Source organism: Lysinibacillus antri (assembly GCF_003977595.1).
Classification (GTDB): Bacteria; Bacillota; Bacilli; order Bacillales_A; family Planococcaceae; genus Ureibacillus; species Ureibacillus antri.
Genome location: NZ_RYYR01000013.1, coordinates 37152 through 58278, shown reverse-complemented (window position 1 = coordinate 58278; position 21127 = coordinate 37152). Strand labels below are relative to the sequence as shown.

The 21127-nt window shown below is 35.8% G+C and carries 15 protein-coding genes; 4 read left to right on the top strand and 11 right to left on the bottom strand.

The features are described 5' to 3' along the window. The first annotated feature begins 791 nt into the window (after positions 1-791). From pruA to brnQ, 4 genes are all read left to right on the top strand, one after another. The gene (gene pruA, locus EK386_RS11170; RefSeq protein ID WP_126659253.1) at positions 792-2423 is read left to right on the top strand and encodes an L-glutamate gamma-semialdehyde dehydrogenase; all 1632 of its coding nucleotides are present in this window, start codon (positions 792-794) and stop codon (positions 2421-2423) included. Between the two features lie 58 nt (positions 2424-2481). Further along, positions 2482-3675 carry an ornithine--oxo-acid transaminase gene (locus EK386_RS11165; RefSeq protein WP_126659252.1) on the top strand — a complete coding sequence of 398 codons (1194 nt, stop codon included), beginning with the start codon at positions 2482-2484 and terminating at the stop codon, positions 3673-3675. Between the two features lie 46 nt (positions 3676-3721). Next, a complete protein-coding gene (locus tag EK386_RS11160) occupies positions 3722-5005 on the top strand; it encodes a Glu/Leu/Phe/Val family dehydrogenase (RefSeq protein WP_126659251.1) in 1284 nt (427 codons plus the stop codon). A 900-nt stretch (positions 5006-5905) separates the two neighbouring features. Then, on the top strand, positions 5906-7222 hold the full coding sequence (brnQ, locus tag EK386_RS11155) for a branched-chain amino acid transport system II carrier protein (RefSeq protein ID WP_126659250.1): 1317 nt from the start codon (positions 5906-5908) through the stop codon (positions 7220-7222). Positions 7223-7694: 472 nt separating this feature from the next. On the opposite strand, the gene EK386_RS11150 is transcribed toward brnQ, so the two are convergent. The 11 genes from EK386_RS11150 to EK386_RS11100 all read right to left on the bottom strand — a co-directional run bounded on the left by EK386_RS11150 (position 7695) and on the right by EK386_RS11100 (position 21116). Continuing rightward, a complete protein-coding gene (locus tag EK386_RS11150) occupies positions 7695-8912 on the bottom strand; it encodes a M20 metallopeptidase family protein (protein WP_126659249.1) in 1218 nt (405 codons plus the stop codon). A gap of 42 nt (positions 8913-8954) precedes the next feature. Next, positions 8955-10367 carry a YfcC family protein gene (locus EK386_RS11145; RefSeq protein ID WP_126659248.1) on the bottom strand — a complete coding sequence of 471 codons (1413 nt, stop codon included), beginning with the start codon at positions 10365-10367 and terminating at the stop codon, positions 8955-8957. A gap of 31 nt (positions 10368-10398) precedes the next feature. After that, on the bottom strand, positions 10399-11517 hold the full coding sequence (locus EK386_RS11140) for a M20 metallopeptidase family protein (RefSeq protein WP_126659247.1): 1119 nt from the start codon (positions 11515-11517) through the stop codon (positions 10399-10401). Positions 11518-11707: 190 nt separating this feature from the next. Beyond that, on the bottom strand, positions 11708-12352 hold the full coding sequence (locus EK386_RS11135) for a GntR family transcriptional regulator (RefSeq protein ID WP_126659246.1): 645 nt from the start codon (positions 12350-12352) through the stop codon (positions 11708-11710). A 143-nt stretch (positions 12353-12495) separates the two neighbouring features. Further along, positions 12496-14022, bottom strand: a complete 1527-nt coding sequence (locus EK386_RS11130; protein WP_126659245.1) for a tripartite tricarboxylate transporter permease — start codon at positions 14020-14022, stop codon at positions 12496-12498. Positions 14023-14039: 17 nt separating this feature from the next. Next, positions 14040-14489 carry a tripartite tricarboxylate transporter TctB family protein gene (locus EK386_RS11125; protein ID WP_126659244.1) on the bottom strand — a complete coding sequence of 150 codons (450 nt, stop codon included), beginning with the start codon at positions 14487-14489 and terminating at the stop codon, positions 14040-14042. Between the two features lie 117 nt (positions 14490-14606). Beyond that, positions 14607-15638, bottom strand: coding sequence for a tripartite tricarboxylate transporter substrate binding protein (locus tag EK386_RS11120; RefSeq protein ID WP_126659243.1), 1032 nt, complete (start codon positions 15636-15638; stop codon positions 14607-14609). Between the two features lie 197 nt (positions 15639-15835). Further along, a complete protein-coding gene (locus EK386_RS11115; RefSeq protein ID WP_126659242.1) occupies positions 15836-16522 on the bottom strand; it encodes a response regulator in 687 nt (228 codons plus the stop codon). Positions 16523-16526: 4 nt separating this feature from the next. Then, positions 16527-18128: an ATP-binding protein gene (locus EK386_RS11110; RefSeq protein WP_439331230.1), complete on the bottom strand. Its 1602-nt coding sequence runs from the start codon at positions 18126-18128 to the stop codon at positions 16527-16529. A 196-nt stretch (positions 18129-18324) separates the two neighbouring features. Further along, on the bottom strand, positions 18325-19737 hold the full coding sequence (lpdA, locus tag EK386_RS11105; protein WP_126659240.1) for a dihydrolipoyl dehydrogenase: 1413 nt from the start codon (positions 19735-19737) through the stop codon (positions 18325-18327). A gap of 5 nt (positions 19738-19742) precedes the next feature. Continuing rightward, a complete protein-coding gene (locus EK386_RS11100; protein ID WP_126659239.1) occupies positions 19743-21116 on the bottom strand; it encodes a dihydrolipoamide acetyltransferase family protein in 1374 nt (457 codons plus the stop codon). Between the last annotated feature and the right edge of the window lie 11 nt (positions 21117-21127).

The following is a 21127-nucleotide window of genomic DNA, read 5'->3' as shown; positions in this document are numbered from 1 at the left end:
TACTTCTTGATTTAGAAAGTATATATTCTAAATATATAGATAAAGTGAAACTTCAATCCGTGGGAGTTTTCTTCATCCCCCACGGATTGTTAGTTGAACTAATCGGGCTTTTACGGGCAGTTGATCTCCCACCTATCCTTTTTGTTTTACTTAAGTCTTGAGGTGGGAGTCTTTACTGCCCGTTAATGCGAGATAAATAGAATTTTAAGTATTTTTGTATATTATATATTATATATTATATTTTGTTTTTTCAATAAAAAAATAACCCTATCTCTTTTGAAACAGGATTGTTTTTATGCTATTGAATAAATACTTTTTCGAATTATAGTGGTATTACATATAGTAACCTCTACATTTTTTTATAATCTATTATAGCTCTTCACCGAAACATCTGCTTGACTAAGAACCATACTCATTCCATACCTCATTGCATTTTAGTAATGCACCCATACTAAAAAATAATGCGCTCTTTTAAGGCCCCTGGAACTCTCGAAGCAAAAAATACCTATGCCAAAAATATTAAAGTGTTTTGCGAAGAAGGTACCCCTTTTATCTTTAATATCCTTTCCATAGTAATTATTCAAGTGTCACTCTATTGCCTCATTATAAATTAGAAATAGGATTCATATTTCTAAAAAAAAACATTATTTTGTTGAAAAATCACAAATACTATATATAATATACAATATATTGTATACGAAACAGCTGTTTTAAAATGATAGAATGGTATATTTTACTTTGGCTTCGTAAGCAATTTATTAGTTAACAATAACAGGAAGGAAAGTGAAAGTATGACTAACGGAATTTTTAAAATCCCAACACCTATAAACGAGCCAGGTAATACTTATGCTCCAGGAACAAAAGAAAGAGAAACATTAAAAGCTGAATTAAAGCGCCAATCTGAAATCGTAGTGGAGATTCCTGTGATTATCAATGGTCAACATATAACAACAGATACAGTGAAGCAAGTGGTAATGCCACATGACCATCAACATGTTTTAGCAAACTATTCGCAAGCTGGCGAACAAGAATTACGTGATGCGATTGAAGCGGCAATGGCTGCGAAAGAAGCATGGGCAAATATGCCATGGGAACACCGTGCAGCGATTTTCTTAAAAGCTGCTGATTTAATCTCTGGTCCATACCGTGATGTCATGAATGCTGCGACAATGCTCGGACAATCTAAAACAGCTATTCAAGCTGAAATCGATTCTGCACAAGAATTAGTGGACTTCTTACGTTTTGGCGTTAATTATGCGAACCAAGTGTATTCCATTCAACCAGCAAGCATGAAAAATGTTTGGAACCGTACAGATTACCGTCCATTAGATGGATTCGTATTAGCCATTTCTCCATTCAACTTCACAGCGATTGGTGGTAATTTACCAGCAGCTCCAGCCATGATGGGAAATGTAGTTGTATGGAAACCAGCAACAACTTCATTACTAGCGAACTATTATTTTATGCGTATTTTAGAGGAAGCTGGATTACCAAAAGGTGTGATTAACTTTGTCCCTTCTCGTGGCTCACAAGTATCTGAAATCGTATTAACGGATCCACGTATGTCTGGCTTCCACTTCACTGGTTCTACAGCTACATTCCAAACAATTTGGAAAAATGTTGGGGAAAACATTGCCAACTATACTTCATATCCTCGTTTAGTTGGAGAAACTGGTGGGAAAGATTTTGTATTTGCTCACGAATCTGCACAAGCAGATAAAGTAGTAGCTAACCTTGTTCGTGGTGCGTTTGAATACCAAGGTCAAAAATGTTCAGCTGCTTCACGTGCTTATATCCCGGCAAATATGTGGGAAGACGTAAAAGCAGGTTTAATTGAAGCAACTGCAAAACTCAAAGTTGGCGATGTTCGTGACTTCCGTAACTTTATGGGGGCAGTCATTGACCGAGCAGCCTTTGAAACCATTACAGACTATATTGAGTATGCAAAAGCTTCAGAAGACGCAGAAATTATCGTTGGTGGTACGTATGATGATTCAGTTGGCTACTTCATTCAACCAACAATTATTGTCACAACTAATCCCAACTTCAAAACAATGGTAGAAGAAATCTTTGGACCAGTGTTAACAATCTATGTCTATGAAAATAATCAATTAGAAGAAACATTAAAAGCAGTCGATACCGCGTCTATGTACGCATTAACAGGTGCGATTTTTGCACAAGATCGCCAAGCAATTCTTCACTTAGAAAATCGCTTATCTGGTGCAGCTGGAAACTTCTATATTAATGACAAGCCAACTGGTGCGATGATTAACCAACAACCATTTGGTGGATCACGCGGTTCTGGTACAAATGATAAAGCAGGTTCCGTATTCAACATGATTCGTTGGACAACTCCACGTGTCATCAAAGAAAACTTTGCACCAACTTCAGATATTACGTATCCATTTATGGATGAAGAATAATTTAAAAAATTAAATCGAGTAAGAGACTTGTCATGAATTATTAAGGAGGAAATTTGAGTTGACTACAAAATCAGCAACATTAATTAAAAAAACAGAACAATTAGGTGCACATAATTATCACCCACTTCCAATCGTAGTTTCAGAAGCTGAAGGCGTTTGGGTAAAAGATCCAGAAGGTAACAAATACATGGATATGCTTTCTGCTTATTCTGCTGTTAACCAAGGTCATCGCCATCCAAAAATTATTCAAGCATTAAAAGATCAAGCTGACCGTGTTACGTTAACATCTCGTGCTTTCCATAATGATCAACTTGGTCCTTGGTATGAAAAATTAACTCAATTAACTGGTAAAAACATGATATTACCGATGAACACTGGTGCAGAAGCGGTTGAATCTGCAATTAAAGTCGCTCGTCGTTGGGCTTACGAAATAAAAGGTGTTGAAGATAACAAAGCAGAAATTATCGGCTGTAACGGGAACTTCCACGGTCGAACAATGGGCGCTGTATCTTTATCATCTGAAAAAGAATATCAACGTGGATTTGGACCAATGCTTCCAGGTTTCAAATTAATTCCTTATGGTGATATCGACGCTTTAAAAGCTGCCATTACACCAAACACAGCTGCATTTATTCTTGAACCAATTCAAGGTGAAGCTGGTATTGTAATTCCAACTGAAGGTTTCTTAAAAGCTGCGGAGCAAGTATGTAAAGAAAACAATGTACTACTTATTTGTGATGAAATCCAAACGGGTCTTGCACGTACAGGAAAGATGTTTGCTCATCAATGGGATGAAGTTACTCCAGATATAATCATTCTTGGTAAAGCGCTTGGTGGTGGTGTATTCCCAATTTCTGCGGTAGTTGCTAACAGCGATATCCTTGGTGTATTAAATCCAGGTTCTCACGGTTCAACATTCGGTGGTAATCCACTTGCTTGTGCAGTATCTTTAGCTTCTTTAGAAGTTTTAGAAGAAGAACAATTAACAGAACGTTCTTTAGAATTAGGTAACTACTTCCAAGAACAATTACGCTTAATTCACAACCCAATCATTAAAGAAATTCGTGGTAAGGGGTTATTCATTGGTGTTGAATTATCTGAACCCGCTCGTAAATATTGTGAAGAACTAATGGGCTTAGGATTATTATGTAAAGAAACGCATGATTTCGTAATCCGTTTCGCTCCTCCACTAGTAATCAGCAAAGAAGAATTAGATTGGGCAATCGAACGGATCAGAAGAATTTTAGGTTAATTTAAACGAATGAAGTTTTTTAATATAACTAAAAAGAGGTGCCATTATGGGGACTGCAGTAGAAACGAAGAAAGCGGAACAAAAAGTGAAAGAAACATTAAATCTCTTTACGTCAACTCAAGTTGTTATCCAAGATGCTTTGAATAAATTAGGTTATTCAGATCAGATGTATGAGCTTCTTAAAGAGCCTTTAAGAATGCTGACAGTGAGAATCCCTGTAAGGATGGATAGTGGAGAAGTTAAAATTTTTACTGGTTATCGCTCACAGCATAACGATGCAGTAGGACCAACGAAAGGCGGAGTAAGATTCCACCCAGAAGTTGATGAAGATGAAGTAAAAGCATTATCAATGTGGATGAGTTTAAAATGCGGTATCGTTGATCTTCCGTACGGGGGCGCTAAAGGAGGAATTATTTGTGATCCTCGCACCATGTCTATGGGAGAATTAGAACGTTTAAGCCGTGGATATGTAAGAGCGATCAGCCAAATCGTAGGTCCAACAAAAGATATTCCTGCACCAGATGTTTATACGAACGCTCAAATCATGGCTTGGATGATGGATGAGTACAGCCATTTACGTGAACAAGATTCTCCAGGATTCATTACGGGCAAACCGATTGTACTTGGTGGATCACAAGGAAGAGAGAAGGCTACTGCCCAAGGTGTTGTCATTTGTATAGTAGAAGCTGCAAAGAAACGAGGCATTTCAATCGAAGGTGCGCGTGTCGTAGTTCAGGGATTTGGTAACGCAGGTAGCTTTTTAGCAAAATTCTTGCATGATGCTGGTGCAAAGGTAATTGGAATTTCGGATGCATATGGTGCTCTCCACGATCCTAATGGACTAGATATTAATTATCTATTAGACAAAAGAGATAGTTTTGGAACAGTGACAACACAATTTAATAATACGATTTCAAATAAAGAACTGCTCGAATTGGATTGCGACATTCTTGTACCAGCTGCTATATCTAATCAAATTACAGATGAGAATGCAAATAATATAAAAGCAGCTATCGTTGTGGAAGCAGCGAATGGACCAACAACAATTGAAGCTACAAAGATCTTAACTGACCGTGGAATTCTTCTTATTCCTGATGTGTTAGCAAGTTCTGGAGGAGTAACAGTATCATATTTTGAGTGGGTTCAAAACAATCAAGGCTATTACTGGACGGAAGAAGAAGTGAACGATAAACTTCACAAATCGCTCGTTCAGGCCTTCAATAATGTGTATGATACAGCCCAACAAAGAAATGTAAATATGCGCCTTGCAGCTTATATGGTTGGTGTCCGTAGAATGTCTGAAGCATCTCGTTTTAGAGGTTGGATTTAATTATGAAGGAGAGCTTTTTTAGAAAGTGACAATTTCACTAATGAAAAACATAGTTTCTAAAGAAATTTCAGATAAGTTTGAATCTATGAATCTAAGTAAAATCTAGTATAGAGGTGATCTTTATTTTTATAATAGCTAAATATACAAACCACAGTGTAACTCTCTATGAATTTGATTGCGAACAAGAGGCTGTTGAATTATACGATAAAATAGATGGTACAAAAATATTTACAACAATTATAGATTCCGCTGCATTATCCCTAAAGAATCAAACTACTCAGGCAATTTTTAAAGAAACGACAAAAATAGCAGCGTCTAGCAATTAAAGAAAGAACTTCGCAAAAGTGGTACTTCTACTTTTGTGAGGTCATTTAGTTCTTTTAGTGAGCGAACTGATATAAAAGCGATTGTTGATTGTACATCATTTGGATTGTACTTTATCAAGAGCTAAAAAAATTAGATAAAGTGAAACTTCAATTAGTGGGGGGTTTTCTTCATCCCCCACTGATTGTTAGTTGAACCAATCGGGCCTTTACGGGCAGTTGATCTCCCACTTATCTTTTTCGCTTCACTAAAATCTTGAAGTGGGAGTCTTACTGCCCGTTAATGCGGGATAAATTAAAGGGAATACTTTAGGAGCTAAACTATTTCTATTTTAATAGTATAGCTCCTAAATCATTATCCACTCATTAAAGCGATTTCATAAAGATTTTTCAGAAAATAATAGATGTTCTGTTTTATTTACAAAGAGGTATTGGAGAAATTCAATGAATGTACTTTCAGAGCAATTCATCATGTACAGTGCGAAGGTTTTCATTAGATGGAAATAGAGTATTTTAAATAATTAGAAAATTGTATTAATATTCAAAAACGACTTAGAGAAATTGGATGTGAATTAAAATGAAAAAAATATTTGATACGTTATTTTTAGGGTTTGCCCTATTTGCAATATTTTTTGGTGCTGGTAATTTAATTTTCCCCCCTTCAATAGGGCATGTATCAGGAACGAATTGGGTTCCTGCACTAATTGGGTTTTCAATTACAGGGATTTTACTACCTCTGTTAGCGGTGATTGCAATTATATTTGCTGGGGGAAAATTTGAAGATTTAACAAGACCCATTAGCCCTTGGTTCTATAAAGTATTTAACTTATTACTAATGGTTGGCGTTGGTGTGTTCGTTACGATTCCCCGAATGGCAGCGACAACTCATGAATTAGGAGTGCAAACTTTTTCAAATGAATTTCCTTTAGTTATTACAATTATTATCTTTTTTGCAATTTGTTTTTATTTTGCGATGGATAAATCAAATGTAATTGATAAAATCGGAAAAATTTTGACACCTTTATTAGTCATCATACTCTTGTTTATTGTCGGTAAAGGAATCATTGATCCGATTGGAACACCTATTGTAACAGAACTAATAAACCCATTTTCAAATGCCTTTATTAATGCCTACCAGACTGGTGATGTGATTACAGGTTTTTTCTGTGCACCAATATTTATTGCAGCAATCCTTGCACATGGTTATAAAGGAGCTGAAATGAAAAAGGTAGCCATTACAGGGACAATTATTGCCGGACTTGGCCTGTTCTTTGTTTACGGGGGCCTGTTGTATCTTGGAGCTGTTGGCGGTGGGATGTTCCCTACGGATATTGATAATACAGCACTACTATCTGAACTAATTCACTTATTATTAGGTAACACTGGTACGCTTTTATTAGCACTAGCTATTGCCTTAGCATGTTTAACTTCGGCAATTGGCGTTATTGCTGTAATCGCCGAATTTATTAGTGAACTTACAAAAAACAAACTGAAATACCGAACAGCCGCACTTCTTATTTGTATAGTATCTGCATCAATCGGATCACTAGGTGTTGAAAATATTATTAATTATACGATATGGATTTTCTCAGCACTATACCCTGTTGCAATTGTCTTAGTATTCCTCGGTATTTTCCGTAAATATATACCTAATCAAGGGGCATATCGAGGAACAATCTTATTTACATTTGTTATTAGTTTTGTTGAAACAATGGCATCACTCGGTTTTACAATTCCAGGAGCTCATCTGATTTCTACACTTCCACTTAGCGGTAATGGCTTTGCTTGGCTTGTGCCGGCTGTTAGTGGATTCGTACTAGGAGCCATTATCCATAAAATAGTCTTTAAAAAGAAAGACAACGATACACCTCTTTCTCCCATTAACAACGATTGATATATTTTTATTTCTATAATTAGAATTACCAAAAATTAATCTTTTCACTGAGGGGACACGATGCATCCGTTCCCTCTCTCTATTCATCTTCCCTAAAAAGTGAGGCATCATGAAACTTTGCTATATTGGGAAACTAAAAAAACGCTTATGTAACAAACATTTGAGATTATTGAAAATAGAAAATGGAAAACGCAACATCATGCAAAAAAACTTATTCCATTTTAGAATAACAAGTTCTTTTCCCCCTAAGTTGATGGCTAAGATGTTTTATTACAAATAGAATAATGAATTAAAAAACCATTTAAAGAGAAAGAATATTAAATGAAAAGGGATAAAGTGGCTAGATTATAGGGGGTAAAGAATACAAAGAAAAACCCGCTCAATTAAACGAGCGAGTTCTCTTTATTATCTTCACGACCGTAAAAGTATTCACTCGCCATGTTTTGGATGCTATTTAAGTTTAAATCAAACTTTAGTTTTGTTTTAACCATTCAATTGCCACATTTGCATGTAACGCGGCACCGTACTTGAAAAACTCTTCTTGTTGGTACATACGGGGATTATGAACTGGCGCCTCCCCTTCTTTTCCTGTACCTAGCACAACAAATGCAGATGGTACTTCTTGAGAGATATAAGAAAAGTCTTCTGAACCACTCATTACCCCATGATCAACTACATTTTCTTTTCCAACGATCTCCTCTAAGAAAGGTGTAATGGTATCAACAAATTCTGGATTATTATAGGTTGTCGGTGTGTGGAATTCTGTTATACTGTACTGTCCGCGCCAAGCCTTTACAACATGATCAATCATCTCTGGAATACGAGCACATAAATGATCACGAACTTCCTGGTCATAGCTACGCATATTGCCACTTAATGTTGCTTTATCTGGAATAACGTTTGTTACAGTACCACCACCCATAGCACCTACAGAAAACGTTACACTTGCACTAGGATCAGATTCACGAGTAAATAGTAAATTTAAACTTGTGTAAAGTTGATTCATAATCATATTTGCATCAATTGTTTTATGTGGTTGCGAACTATGGCCACCACTTCCTTGAATATCAACAATATACGTATCCATTGCTTGTGATAATGTACCTTTATGAACAGATAATGTGCCTGCTTGCTGATCAGGCATAATGTGAATACCGAAAGCAGCATCCACTTTTGGATTTTCAAGTAACCCATCATCAATCATTAATTTTGAACCGTATCCCCATTCTTCTCCAGGTTGGAACATTAATTTTACGGTACCTTTTAATTCAGATTCACGATTTTTTAAAATTTGAGCAGCTCCTAATAGCATTGCAACATGTGAATCATGACCACAAGCATGCATGATACCAAGCTTCTTTGATTTATATTCGGTTTCTACTTCTTCCTGGATTGGAAGTGCATCCATATCCGCACGAAGAAGAATACAAGGCTCACCTTGACCAATTGTCGCAACAACACCTGTACAATTATCCTGTTCACCAAATCCAGCTTTCTTATACTTTTCTTTAATCTCCGGTGGTACTACCCCACAAGATTTATGTGGGATACCCATTTCATCAAGACGTTTTTGAATATATTTTTGCGTGTTTGGAAGTTCAAACCCGATTTCTGGATATTGATGTAAATGTCGACGATCTTTAATAATTTGTTCTTCGTATTTCTTTGAATCTTCTAAAATATTCGTCATAAAAACATCCCCTTATCTATGATTTTATAAATCTTTCAATTTCTAAAATGGTCCTAACCCCATATAATGCGCGACTAAAATTAAGATAAACGCTACGAAATGTAGGATTAGGAATAACTTCATCGAGAATTTTACCCAAGCTGCATAGTCTACATTTGACATACCCAGAGCAGCCATTAACCCTCCAGAAGTTGGCCATAAATAGTTCGTAAATCCATCACCAAATTGATAAAGTACTACCATTACCTGTTGATTAATTCCTAATATTTTCGCTAACGGTCCCATGATTGGCATTAAAATCATTGCCTTCCCACTTCCTGATACAACAAAGAAGTTGAAGAATATGACAACTAAGAATAGTATCAATAAAGTAATTACGGACCCAGTGTTGTTTAATAGTTGAGATAAAGAATGAACTGCTGTATCGATAATTTGAGCTTGGTCCATTAAAATCATAACTGAACGGGCAAAACCAATTGCTAAACCGGTTGGCAAAAGTCGTGCCGCCCCTGTTCCAAATGTAGCAGCCGCTTCACTCGGATTGATTTTTAAAACAATTACTAAGAATACTGCATAGATTGCGTAAACCCCTGATAATTGTGGCATGCCCCAGCCAAGCTGAATTGCACCATAAGCACTTCCTATTAATACGGCAACTAGCCCTAATAATGCAATTTTTCGTGATAATGTAAATTCTTCTTCTTCATACTCGGCTTCTGTTGTACCCTGTAATTGTTCCGCATATTCTGCTGCAACAATACTCTTACTTGGGTCAGCTTTTGTCTTTTTCGCATAGTTCAAAATGTATAAAAGTGAAATGACAATAAAGATGACTAATGCAACAATACGGAATCCAAGACCTGAATAAATCGGCAATCCAACAATCGTTTGACTAACACCTGTCGTATAAAAATTAACAACACCCGCTGTAAAACCAATCGCTAAACCAACTGTTGATGTTGCAAAAGCGGTGATTCGGTCATAACCCATTCCCATAACTACAGCCATCGCTAGTGGAATAAATGGAATTCCACCTTCGCCAAAACCAATTGTCCCCATAATTGCAAACAAAATAAGTAAGGCACTAATAATTAAAATCTCTTTTCCTGCTGCAACTCTTAATAACTTGTGAATACCTGCCGCAATTGCACCGGATTTTTCTAAGATATAAAGAGCTCCACTTGCAAATAGTAGCATTACAATGATATCGGCAGATTGTACTACCCCATTATGTAATGCTGTAAAGAAATCCATAAAGCCAATTGCATTCGTTTGTTCGACATATTGGAAATTCTCTGTATTTAATTCCGTTATTTTTGTTTCAGGATTCACTACGCGTTCATACTGCCCACTTGGTACAATCCAAGATAATACCACAACTAGTAACATCACAAGCATGAACATGATATAAACATGAGGGAAATTAATCCCTTTTCTTTTTTCCTTTGTTGACATGTTAAATCCTCCATCCCTTTTATTAGTTTAATTACAATCGAACAAGCCCTTTAAAAAGTTCTACCCCTTCTTCAATGAGCTCATCACGGAAGTCAAATTCATCTGTGTGAACCTGAGGATACTGTTCTCCATTTCCAATAAAACAATATGCCCCCCTAGTTAATTTCGTAAAGTGTCCGAAATCCTCTGAACCACGAAACGCTTCTCCTAATTCAATGAGTTCCTTACCATTTGATTTTGCTACGAAACGAATTTTATCTGCACTTTCTTTATGATTTACTGTTTCTGGGAATTCATCATTGTAAGAGAAGCTTACTTTTAAACCAAATGCTTCTGCCTGTGCTTTTGCAAAATTTTCAAGATTTTCTTGAAGTCTATTTAACTCATTTTCATAAAGAGCACGAATTGTCATACGAAGAGTACCTTTAGATGCTGCAATACCAAATGCTTTTTCTCCCACATCAATTTGAACAACAGTACAAAGAACAAGCCCTTTATTGTGTTCCATCTTCGTGAACTCTGGAATCTTCTTTACAATATTGGCAATTGCAAAAGATGGATTGATTCCTACTTCTGGTTGACTGGCATGGGCAGGGGCACCTTTCATATGGATTGTCATCCCTTTAGATGCACACAATGCAGTTCCATCAATTATTCCTATAGCCCTATAAGGAAAACCACTCATATTATGGTAAGCAAAAATTTCATCAATCTTTTCTTCTTTAATAAAATCGACGCATTGAATCGCACCATCCCCTGTTTCTTCTGCAGGTTGGAAGAGGAAAAAAATATTTTTATCCGCCCCCTCTTGATCAATTTCAAGTGCAAATCCCGCTAAAGTTGCCGAATGACCATCATGACCACATTTATGTGCTTTTCCTGGAATCTGTGAACCCCATGGTAGATCAATCACCTCATCCATTGGAAGTGCATCAAAATCTGCACGGAAAGCAATATTCGGTTTTGTCTCCCCTGCACGATAAACGGCATAGAACCAATTCCTTTTATCAATAATTTCCAGGTTTGTTGTATGCGTTTTCAAAAACTCTAGTAAATGTTGCTTTGTCCAAACTTCTTCGTTCGAAAGCTCGGGATGTTGGTGGAGTTCGTGTCGCAAATTTACTGCTAATTGATAATTTTCAACTTTCATTTTAAGACATCCCCTATTCTATTTTTTCTACTTTTCTATCTTTCTTTTCTCTTTATTACTAGTATTTCAACAAAACAGAATTGTCACTCTTTTTGTATATTGTATATTATATATTGCATTTTGTATTTTTAGCAATAAAAAAATTCTGTTTCAATTTTAATTGAAACAGAATTTTTTTATTATTTAGAACTTAAAGTGGGACTTGCTCTGCTTTTTCCATATTCCAATGTACATCTCTCATAAACTTTTCCAGCTCATTCGCTTTTTTATCTTTAAAAAACTCCAACATTTTACGATGTTCATTATTTGTTTCTGTAAGTTTTTTCTTGGTAAATTCCGGATCTAAATGAGTAAAATCTTTCAAGAATTTCTTTTGAAGTTGTAACAAAAGGTTAACCAGACTTTTGTTCGGACACACAGATAAATAAACCTCATGAAAAGCCTGTTGCATTTTATGATACATTGATAAATTATCAGAATCTATTGCTAAATCGATACTCTGAATATAGAACTCCATTTCTTTCATGTGTTTTTCCGTCAATAGTGGTACGGCCAGCGATGCAGCTTGGCCATCTAATGTGCCGATGATAAAATAAGTTTCCTTCGCTTCTTCCTTTGTCAGGCTCTTGATGACAAAACCTTTTCTTGGAACATTTTCTAATAAACCCTCTGATGCAAGTTGTATTAATGCCTCTCTCACAGGTGTTCTACTAACATTCAAACTTTCACTGATAGCGTTCTCATTTACTTTTTTATCAGCAATTAGACTCCCGTTGTTAATCTGCTCTACGATATAATTATAAACATGGTCTTTTAACGATAGATAATTATTCATATAGTAACCTCAACATGCTTTTTTATATTCTATTATATAATATTTACTTCTCAACAGTAACCTAGTAAATATCGAAACGGGAAAAGCATGATCTAAAAACCCCGCAGGAACTTAGCTAAAATTCCCTCTAAAATGTTTTGAATTTATTCTTCTTCATTAACAATCACTTTTCGACCTGTGAATTTTAAAATTAACGGTACTAAAATCCAAGCCATAGCAATTACTAGGAAGATTAACGATAATGGACTAGTAACAAAAATGTTCCATTCTCCATTAGAAATTGTTAAAGCGCGACGCATATTATTCTCAAGCATCGGACCTAGAACTAATGCCAAAACAAGTGGGGCAACAGGATAATCATTTTTTGAAAACAAATAACCCAATACACCACAAGCAAGCAACAAATATAAATCAAACGTTGAATATTGAACTGCGTAAACTCCAAAAAATGAAATAGCAATAATAATCGGTAGTAAATACTTTTGAGGTGTTTGGATAACTTTCGCAAACACTTTAACTAATGGCATGTTTAATACAAGCAAAGCTACGTTCCCAATAAACATACTAGCAATTAAACCCCAAGCAATTTGTGGATGATCATCAAATAATAACGGGCCTGGCTGGACATTATACATAATTAGCGCACCCATTAGTATAGCTGTTGTTCCAGACCCCGGAATTCCTAAAGTTAAAAGCGGGATCATTGCACCGCCTGATGCAGCATTGTTCGCTGATTCTGGACCTGCCACGCCAGCGATATTCCCTTTACCAAATGAATCTGGTTTTTTACTAAACTTTTTTTCTGTAATATAAGAAAAGAAAGATGCTAAAGTTGCTCCTGCGCCTGGTAATACTCCTATGAAGAACCCAAGTAGAGAGCCCCTTGTAATTGGTTTTGCACTATCCTTCAAATCTTGTTTTGTTGGCAATATACGATTAATTTTTGCTATTGGTTGAGCATCTGCCTCACGTTCTAATATCGTTTTAAAAACTTCCCCTAAAGCAAATAAACCAACAGCGATTGTTAAGAATTCTAAACCTCCATATAAAACTGGAAGATCATATGTGAAGCGTGCTATTCCAGAAACCGCATCAATTCCAATTGTTCCTAGCACTAAACCAAAAATAGTCATCATTAAAGCTTTTGTCATAGACTTACCTGCAAGACCACTAACAGCACATAACCCTAAAAGCATTAATGAAAAATATTCTGCAGGTCCAAATTCTAATGCAATGTTTGATAAAGGTTCTGCTAATAGTACTAATCCAATTAACGAAATAATGCCCGCTACAAATGAACCGATAGCAGCGATAGATAAAGCAGCACCTGCACGACCTTGTTGCGCCATTTGATATCCATCAAGTGCTGTCACTACAGAGGATGATTCCCCAGGTGTGTTTAATAAGATTGAAGTTGTCGATCCACCATACATCGCTCCATAATAAACACCTGCCAAAAGAATAATCGAACTTGCTGCAGCTGCGTCAGTTGGCATTCCTGATGTTAATGATGCTGTAACTGGTATAAGTAATGCTACACCACTCATTGGACCAATTCCTGGTAAAACACCAACAGCCGTTCCAATAATAACGCCTACAAGTGCAAACAATATGTTATGCCATTGGAGCGCCGTAGCAAAACCATCTATTAAAAATTGAAATGTATTCATTTATCCACCTCCTACAATTAAAATAAAGAAAATTTCGGTAGATTCCCACCTAGCAGATTTACATACATTACATACACTCCTACAGCAAAAACAGCAGCAATAATGAGGGTTTTAGTAATTTTTCCTTTTTCCATAACTTGAAATGCTACTACGAGGAAAATAAATGTTGTAATGACATAACCTAAGATTTCTAGTAAAAAGACATAAACAATAGCAGATAAGAGTATGATTCCAAATCTTTTAATATCTAAATTAGATTTACCTTTTTGCTCTGATTTGCTGTTAAACGTTTCATATAATAAACGTAAACTTAATAATCCTAATATAATTCCTAAAATTAACGGAAATGTTTTTGGTCCAACAGCGGAACCATAAGCACTTCCTGAAATTTGTAAACTTTCATAAATAAATAAAATACTTATTAATAAGAACACAATTCCCGTAATTTTATCAAACGTCTTTGTCATTGTTGCACCTCCATTCATTTAGAAGAACATGATTTATCCCTATTACACACCTGGATTTGCTTATTAATGTAAAAAAGTGGCTGTCCTTTAAGCATCAGCTTATCGGACAGCTTGTGATTATTTATGCATATCTAAAGCTTTTAATAAATCGCTAATTACAGCTTCTTGCTCTTCTAAAAATGCTGTGAACTCTTCTGCATTACGATACTCATATTGCCAACCATTTCGTTCTAATTCAGATTTCCATTCTTCTGTTTCAACCATCTCTGATAATTTTGTAGTCCAATATTCATATGCTTCTTCTGACATATTTTTCGGACCGAATAGGCCTCTCCAAATTGTAAATTCTGCATCAACGCCTTCTTCTTGGAAAGTTGGGACATTTTCTAATTCGCCTGATAAGCGTTCAGCAGAGCTTACTGCAAGGACTTTTACATCTCCAGATTTTACATATTCTGCAATTGCTGAAGCATCCGTTGCAATTGCATCAGCGTTTCCACCTAATAATGCTGCAATCGCTTCTCCCCCACCATCGTAAGAAACATATTTTACTGTTTTTGGATCAATCCCATATCCATATGCAGGTAAAACACCTACAAGATGATCCATTGAACCTGGTGCAGATCCACCCGCCATCGTAATAGAAGTTGGATCTTTTTTGATTGCCTCTAATAACTCAGTTAACGTATTAAACTGTGAATCCGCTTTCACTACAATTGCACCATAATCACGTGTTAACTGTGCAAGTGGTGTTGTATCTTTATATCCATAAGGACTATTTCCCTCAGCTTTTAAATTGTTAATTAAAATAGGTGGTGATTTTGCCATTAGCATGTAATCATTTTCTGCTTCTTTCGTTGCATACTCAGCCATAAATACTGCTCCGCCGCCACCTGCTCTATTTTCAACAGTGATTGGCTTTTCTACTAGACTTGTATCACTCATTACTTTTGAGACTGCACGTGCTGTTAAATCCCATCCACCACCTGCCCCTGATGGTGCAACAATTGTAATATTACTTTCTGGATAGCCAGATGAACCATCTGCAGCTGGCCCACTTGTTTCAGTTTTTTCCGAAGAACTGCTACAAGCCGCTAAGCCTAGAGAAAGCATTAAGGCTGTACCAAAAGTGATTAATTTTTTTCTCATGTTTTATCTCCCCTTTTGTTAAAAACCAACATCTTGTTTGGTGTATAAGAATACATTAATGAAAGCGTATTCTAAAAACAATAAAAGGAGAATAAACTCATATTTGTTGCATAAAGGTAATTTTGTTCATATTATTTATGAAAAAAAGGTATAGACCTGTTTTTCTTTCCAACAGATCTATACCTTTTAGTACGATTTTAAATTTTATTTAGAAAGTACCGTCGCTCTGGTCTTCCTACTGTTCCATAAATTAAGTCTGTAAATGCCTTATTCTCAGATACTAAGTGTTCTAAGTATCTTCTTGCAGTTGAACGACTCATCCCTAAATCATTTCCAAGTCTTTCTGCCGTAATTCCTTCATAACATACTTTTAAATAATCAAAAACTTTATTTCTTGTAATGATATCAATGCCTTTTGGAGTAACTGCTTCCATTTGTTTGTCTTTTGACTTTTTCCATATTTCTTTTATTTCATGCTCATCCAAATGGGTTTTCTTTTCTAACAACATTCTTTTCGCATGATAGCTTTCTAAACTTTCTTTAAAACGTTCAAAGGTTAATGGCTTTAATAGATAATCCACTACCCCTCCTCGAAAAGCCTTTTTCAGAATATCCGATTCAGAAGCAGCAGTAATAAATATCACATCAGTATCTGGACTATTATTCTTAATATATTCTAAAACTTCAGTTCCTAATTGATCTGGAAAATATACATCTAGTAAAACTAAATGAGGTTTAAAGGAATCTATCCAGTCAAAGGCTTCCTCAGTTGTTAACGCTATTCCAATATTCCGAAAGTTATTCAATTTTTCAATAAACTTCTTATGGATATTTGCAATTCTCTTATCATCTTCAACTATTAATACTTCTATTACATCATGCATTACTTTACTCCCCCTTATGAATCACGACGACAAACAATGCTCCCCCTAAATCACCATTCTCTGTGTAGATAATACCACCTAGATCTTTTACATTTTCATTTACTTTTAATAAACCATATCCATGCCGGTCTTTTGATGAAGTCTTTGTTGATACTCTTCTTTCAAATATTAAATCCTTTATCTTATTATCTAAGCCTTTCCCACTATCTTCTACTTCAATAATTATTTCCTTTCCGTTATCACTTATTAATATCCGAACAACTCGGTTCTTCTCTTCCAATTCTTCTACTGCTTCAAAAGCATTTGTTATTAAGTTTCCTAAAATAGAGACAAATAAATGTTTTGATAAAGATTTTGGTAATCGTTCTAAATTAGAGTCTTCATCTAAAATAAGTTTTACTTTTAATTCTTTTGCTCTATTAAAAAATCCTATTATAATACCACTAATAAATGGGTCGTTTAAACGTTCAGCAATAAAATGGATTAGGCTTCCTTGTTCTGCTCGCTCGCTATTAATTAACTCTAACGCTTCATCATAATTTTGTAGCTGAATTAATCCCGAAATCGAATATAGGAAATTATTATACTCATGGGTTTGTGCCCTAAGTGCCTCTGTATATTTTTTTACTTGTGAAAGTTCCATAGCAAGACGATCAATTTCAGATTGTAATCGAAAACTTGAAACAACACCTATAATCTTATTTCCATTCCAAATGGGAATACGATTAACAACCGTTTTCTTACCAGCGATAACCATTAGTCGGTCAAGGTGTTTCTCACCAGTTGCTAACACCTCTAACATAGGCGAATTTGGTATCACTTTTTGAATAGGCATATCTATTATTGATTTTTCCTCATCGATCGATAACACTTTGTATGCTGCTGAATTTGCAACTGTAATAATCCCTTTATGATTAATCATAATAATTGCTTCTCTTACAGATTCAATCAAAACATTTTGTTGCTTTAATAGTTCGGCAATCTCAATAGGTTCATAATTTAATAATTCTCTTTTTATGTGGGAAGATAACAGTATGGAACAAATTACACCTATTAGCACACCGAAAATAGCAATTAAAATAATATTATCTAAGTATTTTAAAAACATTGTAAAGATATCTGTTTTTAAATAACCTACTGAAACAACACCAATGATTGCACCATCATATCCAAAAATGGGTGACTTCCCTCGAATAGCGGGTCCTAGTGAACCCGTTGCTTCAGACGTGTAAGATAAGCCCCTTTTTAAGGCATCATCATTATCGCCACCTACCATAGATTGTCCAATCTGTTCTTCAACTGGATGAGCATATCGAATCCCATTTTTATCACCGATTACAACGTATTCTGACTCCGTTTCAATTCTTATTTGCTCTGCAATCGGCTGAAGGATTTTTGATGGGTCCTCGGTATAAAATGCTGAAATAATATCTGGACGATTTGCAGTTGTTTTTGCAATTTGTAATGACTTTAACCCAATCTCTTGTTTAATCGAACTTGAAAGCGTAAAGTAAAATGATAAGCTTGTAGCGATCATAATAAGAATGATAATTAAAATATTATATAAAAACATTTTTGACTGCATTGAATGAAATTTCATCTTAATCTCCCAAGGATGCCTTTTAAGAATTTTTATAATATTATAATAAATCCAGAGAACCTTTTGAAGGTTTTGTGAACTTTTAATGAATTTATATTTCCATAATATAAGGTATTTAAATTGATTTAACAAATACAATAATAAAAACACGCCATTTTACGCTATATGATATGCGCAAAATGGCGTGTTTAATAATTAAAATTTATTTTGAAATAATATGAATTGGGTTACCAAGTAATACTTCAGCAGTTTCCATTGTGATTTCACCTAATGTTGGGTGAGGGTGAATTGTTAGGGCGATATCTTCTGCAGTCATACCACCTTCAATTGCTAAACACAATTCAGAAATCATGTCAGAAGCTCCAGCACCGATGATTTGAGCACCAACTAATAAACCGTCCTCTTTACGAGCAACAAGTTTTACGAAGCCTTCTGTTTGGTTTAATGCAAGTGCACGACCATTTGCAGCAAATGGGAATTTTGCAACAGATACTTCTAATCCTTCAGCTTTTGCTTGTTCTTCGTTGTAGCCTACAGTAGCCATTTCTGGATCTGTGAAGCATACAGCTGGAATTGCTAAGTAATCAACTACTGATTTTTCACCAGCAATTGCTTCCGCAGCAACTTTACCTTCATATGAAGCTTTATGCGCAAGTTGTGGACCATCAACGATATCCCCAATTGCATAAATGTTTGGAATGTTCGTACGGCATTGTTTGTCGACTTTAATTAATCCACGCTCAGCAAATTCAACACCGATTTGTTCTAAACCAATTTCATCTGTATTTGGTCGACGTCCTACTGTTACTAATACGTAATCCGCTTCGACTTTTTTCTCTTCGCCTTTTACTTCATAAGTAACAACAACACCAGTTTCAGTCTCTTCCACACCTTTTGCAGAAGCGCCTACTTCGATTGTTACGCCTTTTTTCTTAAGACCTTTTTTCACGATTTGAGTCATTTGTTTTTCGAAACCAGCTAAGATGTCTTTGCCACCTTCGATAATTGTCACTTCAGTACCAAAGTTAGCGAATGCAGAACCTAATTCTGTTCCGATATAACCGCCACCGATTACAACTAATTTGCTTGGTAATTCCGTTAAGTTAAGTGCTCCAGTTGAGTTAAGAACACGTTTAGAGTATTTAAATGTTGGAATTTCTACAGGACGTGACCCAGTAGCTAGGATTGCATTTTTAAACGTATATGTTTGAGCAGAATCTCCATCAATAATACGAACAGTATTCGCATCAACGAAGTACGCTTCACCTTTTACGATTTCTACTTTATTTCCTTTTAAAAGACCTTCAACGCCGCCTGTTAATTTTTTAACAACGCTATTTTTAAATTCTTGAACTTTTTCAAAGTTAAGAGAAACTTCAGAAGCAAATACTCCCATGTCTTCTGAATGTTTTGCCTGTTCGAAACGGTGACCAACTGAAATTAACGCTTTTGATGGGATACATCCAACGTTTAAGCACACGCCACCTACTACATCTTTTTCTACAATTGTTACTTTTTGTCCAGTTTGAGCTGCACGAATTGCTGCTACATAGCCACCAGGACCAGCCCCTACGACTAATGTATCAATTTCAATTGCAAAATCTCCTACTACCATTATGATTACGCCTCCATTAATAAAAGTTCCGGTTCACTTAGCAAACGTTTTAAGTGATTTAAAGCATTTTGCGCCGTTGCACCGTCGATCATGCGATGATCAAAGCTCAATGATAATGCTAACACAGGTGCGGCTACAATTTCACCATTTTTTATTATTGGTTTCTCAGAAATTCTTCCAATACCTAAAATAGCTACTTCTGGGTGGTTAATTACTGGCGTAAACCATTGTCCACCAGCGGATCCAATATTCGTAATCGACATTGTACCGCCTTTCATTTCATTTGGTGCTAATTTACCTTCGCGAGCTTTTGTCGCTAATTCGTTAATTTCTGCTGAAATCGTGAAAATTGATTTACGGTCAGCATGTTTTACTACTGGTACGAGTAATCCTTTTTCAGTATCTGCAGCTATTCCAATATTATAGTAATGTTTTTGAATAATTTCACTTGTTGCATCATCAAATGAAACATTAAATTCTGGATATTCGCGTAAAGTTGAAACTAACGCTTTTACGACATAAGGTAAGTATGTTAATTTAATTCCTTTAGATGCAGCTACATCTTTGAATTTTTTACGATGTGCAACTAATTCCGTAACATCTACTTCGTCCATTAATGTTACGTGAGGCGCAGTTTGTTTTGAATGAACCATAGCTTTTGCAATTGCTTTACGAATTCCAGAAATTTTTTCACGCGTTTCTGGGAATTCTCCTTCTAGGTTAACAGGAACCTTAGTAGGAGTAGTTTCTTCAACTGTTTCACTAATTGTTTGTTCCACTTCAACCGCTGCTTGAACAGGTGTAGGAGCCGCTCCACCCTTCATAAAGCTTTCTACATCTTCTTTTGTTATGCGTCCATTTTTACCTGAACCATTTACTTGTGTAATATCTACATCATTTGATCTTGCAAATTTGCGAACAGAAGGCATTGCGACTACTCGTTTATCTGATGACGTAGCTGGCGCAGTTGAGGCTGCAGCAACTGGTTTAATCGTGTTATCGACTTCACCTGAATCACCTTCAACAGGCGCTTTTTCTACTTTATCCCCATCTTCAGCAGTTGCTTGAACTTGTGCTGCTGTTGTTGCAGTGTTATTTTCTTCAGCATGCATATCACCTTTTAATTGCATATTTTCATAGCCAGGAGCATCTAAACGAATTAATACGTCTCCTACTACCGCAACAGTTCCTTCTGCTACCACTACTTCTTCAACAGTTCCTTCTACTGGTGATGGAATTTCAACAACAGCTTTATCATTTTGGATTTCACATAGCACATCATCTTCTTGTACTTTATCACCAGCTTTAACGAACCACTTTACGATTTCACCTTCATGTATACCTTCCCCAATGTCAGGCATGCGGAATTCAAACGCCATACTATTCACCC

Excerpts from the sequence above, each read along its gene's own strand:
- lpdA (WP_126659240.1), bottom strand. The coding sequence starts at position 19,737 with ATGGTAGTAGGAGATTTTGCAATTGAAATTGATACATTAGTCGTAGGG.
- EK386_RS11160 (WP_126659251.1), top strand. The coding sequence starts at position 3,722 with ATGGGGACTGCAGTAGAAACGAAGAAAGCGGAACAAAAAGTGAAAGAA.
- EK386_RS11135 (WP_126659246.1), bottom strand. The coding sequence starts at position 12,352 with ATGAATAATTATCTATCGTTAAAAGACCATGTTTATAATTATATCGTA.
- EK386_RS11115 (WP_126659242.1), bottom strand. The coding sequence starts at position 16,522 with ATGCATGATGTAATAGAAGTATTAATAGTTGAAGATGATAAGAGAATT.
- EK386_RS11125 (WP_126659244.1), bottom strand. The coding sequence starts at position 14,489 with ATGACAAAGACGTTTGATAAAATTACGGGAATTGTGTTCTTATTAATA.
- EK386_RS11100 (WP_126659239.1), bottom strand. The coding sequence starts at position 21,116 with ATGGCGTTTGAATTCCGCATGCCTGACATTGGGGAAGGTATACATGAA.
- pruA (WP_126659253.1), top strand. The coding sequence starts at position 792 with ATGACTAACGGAATTTTTAAAATCCCAACACCTATAAACGAGCCAGGT.
- EK386_RS11140 (WP_126659247.1), bottom strand. The coding sequence starts at position 11,517 with ATGAAAGTTGAAAATTATCAATTAGCAGTAAATTTGCGACACGAACTC.
- EK386_RS11150 (WP_126659249.1), bottom strand. The coding sequence starts at position 8,912 with ATGACGAATATTTTAGAAGATTCAAAGAAATACGAAGAACAAATTATT.
- brnQ (WP_126659250.1), top strand. The coding sequence starts at position 5,906 with ATGAAAAAAATATTTGATACGTTATTTTTAGGGTTTGCCCTATTTGCA.
- EK386_RS11120 (WP_126659243.1), bottom strand. The coding sequence starts at position 15,638 with ATGAGAAAAAAATTAATCACTTTTGGTACAGCCTTAATGCTTTCTCTA.
- EK386_RS11145 (WP_126659248.1), bottom strand. The coding sequence starts at position 10,367 with ATGTCAACAAAGGAAAAAAGAAAAGGGATTAATTTCCCTCATGTTTAT.
- EK386_RS11130 (WP_126659245.1), bottom strand. The coding sequence starts at position 14,022 with ATGAATACATTTCAATTTTTAATAGATGGTTTTGCTACGGCGCTCCAA.